The sequence below is a fragment of the Methylomonas sp. BG-2 genome (assembly GCF_057766305.1).
The window spans coordinates 1-3,694 of the sequence record NZ_JBYMAP010000317.1 but is presented as its reverse complement, the minus strand read 5'-3'; the positions used below and the strand labels follow the sequence as shown (position 1 = coordinate 3,694).

Below are 3,694 nucleotides of genomic sequence, written 5' to 3'. Positions count from 1 at the left end.
ACGATTAATAGCGTTCAACAAGCTAATTCAGCACCGATCGAACTTGCCTGTTTGTTCGATGCCAGCCTATCCCTGGCCGAGCGCCTCATCGCTCCCCCTCCTCGGCATTGCCTTCCGGGCCATGCCACGCAGAACGTCCTAGCCTGCGTTGTTCGTACGTTATTCGCGTCGCGTCAACGGACCGTCCTGAATCCGAACCCAGCTACGCCCATTCACCCCCCTGCCCCCCGTGGCCCATGATCGCGGCGGAACCAGCGAAATCCGGCAATAGGTAGGTTAAAGGCGCGCATCCTTGCGCTGGGTTAACCACCGGCTTTTCGGTGTTCGGTCGTCACCAAGGGCGTGACGTTAAACTTTGCGAGAGCCTGCGGCGGATTGCTTCCGACCGGCGAAGAATCCGAGGCTTAGCGACGCGCCGCTCGCGAATAGCCAAATAGCGCCAGGCACCGGCACCGGCGATGCGTCCGCCGATTCCAAATGCGAACTGATGCCGGCTTGGGCGTAAAGCTGTTCCGAAGCGCCCGCAGCCAAGCTGAAATAAAACGTCGTGCCGTCCGCCGCCGCTTGTTGATCGTCCGGATAGTCGGTAAACACGGCGGCCGACGCGTAGTCGAAACCGGTATTCGAACCGGCCTCATCCCAGTAATCGAACAAGATCAAGGTGCTGGCGAACTCGCCATGGGCGGCCGCTTGCAGCGCGTACTTAAAATCGACGGCGATGCGGTAGCTATACGGGCCGCTGTTGTGCAATTCCAAACCGAACAGCCCGGTAAACAAGCTGTCGACACTGCCTGAATTGACATTGCCGCTGGCGGCAAACTCACCGGTGAACTTGTCGCTAACCGTCACCGCGGCCGGATTGGGACTGTAGGACTGGTAATGGCCGTCGCCGCTCACCGTGGCGTAAAAGTGTTCCTCGTCGGCAGCTTGCTGGTAGCTTCCCAGGATGGACAAACCGGTCCGATCGCCTGCCGTGGGATTGCTACTCTCCAAAACGCTGATCGAGTAACTCAGATTGACGACGCTCTCGTAGCTGGTGGAAGCAAGCGCGGGGGTTAGCCGACACAGGCTCAGCGCCAGCGCGAATCCCAGGTTTCGTGGTCTAAAAAATGCTGTTTTCATCGTAGTTTCCAAATGTTGAGGGAGGGCCGGCCTTAGGGTAAAGGCGCTAAAAACGGCACGATCGGCGTTGCCGCACCGTCGGCACCGACCGCCGGTATCGTCAGCGTTTCGTCCTTGGCCAAATCGGCGGCCAGCGGGTTACCGGCTTCAACTTGCAGTTCGTTGCCGACATGACCGTGAGCGACCGTCAACTGCGGATGGTCGAACGGGGCTTTTTGGTAGCGCACCCGTTCGTCGGTCAGAGCTTTCAGGAAATTGCTCAGATCGGCGGAGTTTTGCGAATTGATCAAATTCGCCGCGATCGGGCCGATCACCGCATGCAGCTCTGGGCTGGCGAAGTTGCCATGACGCGCGTAAAACTCGACAACTTGCGCCAAGGTCGCCATGCCGCCGTTGTGCATATAAGGCCCGGTCAATTCCACGTTGCGCAGGGTCGGCACCTTGAAGGCGGCATTGGTCGCCACGGCCATTTTGTTGCCATTACGGTTGGCTTGTGCGGCCGCGACCGTGGGGATGTAAGCGGTCAGCGGGTTGGCGTTGCGGCAGTTTTGGTTGCGTAGCGCGCCTTCCCGGCTGCCGTCGGCCTGGATGCCGTCGCTGGGCAGGAAAATATTGCTGAGCGGCGCGTTAAGGTTGACCGCCAGCGGGATCAGAAAATCGCAACTGCGCACGTTGTCGATTGGTAAATCGAAGACCCCGGCGTTATTGCCAGCCAGATACTCGACGTATTGGGCCGCGAACGACAACGGTTGGCCGAAAGGATCGAAGCCGGCCACGCCCGGATCGGTGTCGGGCAGGGTGACGCCGACATTGGTGTAGCCCAAATCCATCAGGCGCGGCAAATTCTGGCCGGTATTGTCGCGGGTAACCGGATTGACATAGCGGGAGATGCCGGCGCCGGCGGCAATGTTGTTCGGGCCAAAAGCATTGGGTCCGTATGCGATGGGCGTTGCGGGTGGGCCGAAGGTTACGCCCGGCGTCGGCGTCACCAGCGCGGCATTGGTCGCTACCGCGGCCAAGGACAACGTCGGTCCGGCGTGGCACAGCGAGCAATTATTATTGACGAACAGACTAACGCCGCGTTTCAGCGACGCGACCAGTGCCGGATCGGCGACATTGGCCCAGGTTGGAATCATCGCCGCATCGAGCGGGCTCAAATCCAGCGGTGACTGGTCGGACACCAGTGTCGATTCGTATAACTGGATCGCCAAGCCGAAGAACATCGCAAAGTTGGCTTCGATCTGGTTATAGGCCGCGCCGCCGCTGGCCGGGGCGCCGAATTTGCCAATGCTGCTGTAAGACCAATATTGGCTATTGAAGGCTTGAATAATCAGGTTTTTGTAGGTGGTTTTCAGGCCGGGCTTAAGATCCCCGGCGCTGCTGTAGCTCAACCCGCCCAACACACTGTCTTGCGGATGCACGGGTTGGTTTTGCAGTGGCTGACGATTCAGCAGTTTGCGGCCGACGTCCGGCCAGGCGCGGGCGTGGCAGCCCATCTCGACATCGTTGAACACCGGCGGCGCGACCGCTTGCGAGGCCAACGAGGAATTGATCAGGTTCAGCGGTTGCTTGACGACTGTTCTGGCATTGAGCTTGATCCACACGCCGGCATCCGGATCACGCGGACCCCAAGGGCTGCTGCCGTTAAAACTGTTATTAGCGCGGCCGTCCCAGAAATTGCGGTGGTTGAACGCGGCGTTAATCACGGTCGGGGTGTTACGCGGCTCGACTTTGCGGGTGCCGACGTGGCCAACGTTGAATACCTCGCTGGCGTCTCGCCGGCACTGGTCGTTGGCGCCGTTGGTTTGCGAGGTGCCGGTGAATTCGCCGCCGAAGGTACCGGCGGAGCTGACCACGTCGTCGGTGTTATAGGTTAGCGTGCTGTTGTCGGTGACGGTGCCGAAGCGCTGCAGCGGAAAATCCTCAATCACTAGCGTGTGGTTTGGGCCGCCGCCTCCGGACGGCAGGCTGTCGAAGGTTTGGCCGGTCGCTTGCGTCGAGTTTTGTCCCGGATTAATCTGGTTTTTGACTCGGCCGTCGGCACCGGCGCTGAAGTGGCAGGAGGCGCAGGCTTGGCCGTCGGAGCCGACGCTTTGGTCCCAAAACAAGGCCTTGCCCAGGGCAATCGCGGCATTTTTATCGACTACGATCGGATTGGCGCCGTCCAACAGGCCGGGCACCGGCGGAACCGGCACGCCGCGCAACGATACCGGTAGCGGGCCGGCGGCCTGCGAGGTCATGACGGCGGACAGCAGGGCGCCGCCGCAAAGCATTTGAAACATTGCACGCATGGAAGATTCTCGGGACTGTTTTTAAAAATGATCGGGTGGCTCGGTGAAGCCGGCTACAAACCAAGGGGATCGGTCCGTGGCCGGCAAGCGCCGGGCTGAAAGGTTTAGGCGGCTAAAACGCGTTTCCGCGAGTTGAATGCCAGTCCCAACAAACCGCTCAGCATCATCCAGGCCGCGGCCGGTAAAGGTACGGCGTTGACCACGGTCAAACTGCTCAAGTTGGACATGTAGCGCCCAGCTCGGGTGTCGCCGGGAATGATCGTACGAAACAGACCGGCGCT

General features: G+C 60.3%; 3 protein-coding genes. All 3 read right to left on the bottom strand.

Features of this window, described 5'->3' with window-relative positions:
* Positions 1-348 precede the first annotated feature (348 nt).
* Positions 349-1,122 carry a hypothetical protein gene (locus tag AC3B8H_RS19420; protein WP_488443170.1) on the bottom strand — a complete coding sequence of 258 codons (774 nt, stop codon included), beginning with the start codon at positions 1,120-1,122 and terminating at the stop codon, positions 349-351.
* Between the two features lie 32 nt (positions 1,123-1,154).
* On the bottom strand, positions 1,155-3,413 hold the full coding sequence (locus AC3B8H_RS19415) for a cytochrome c peroxidase (protein ID WP_488443169.1): 2,259 nt from the start codon (positions 3,411-3,413) through the stop codon (positions 1,155-1,157).
* A gap of 104 nt (positions 3,414-3,517) precedes the next feature.
* Positions 3,518-3,640: a VPLPA-CTERM sorting domain-containing protein gene (locus tag AC3B8H_RS19410; RefSeq protein WP_488443171.1), complete on the bottom strand. Its 123-nt coding sequence runs from the start codon at positions 3,638-3,640 to the stop codon at positions 3,518-3,520.
* Positions 3,641-3,694 lie beyond the last annotated feature (54 nt).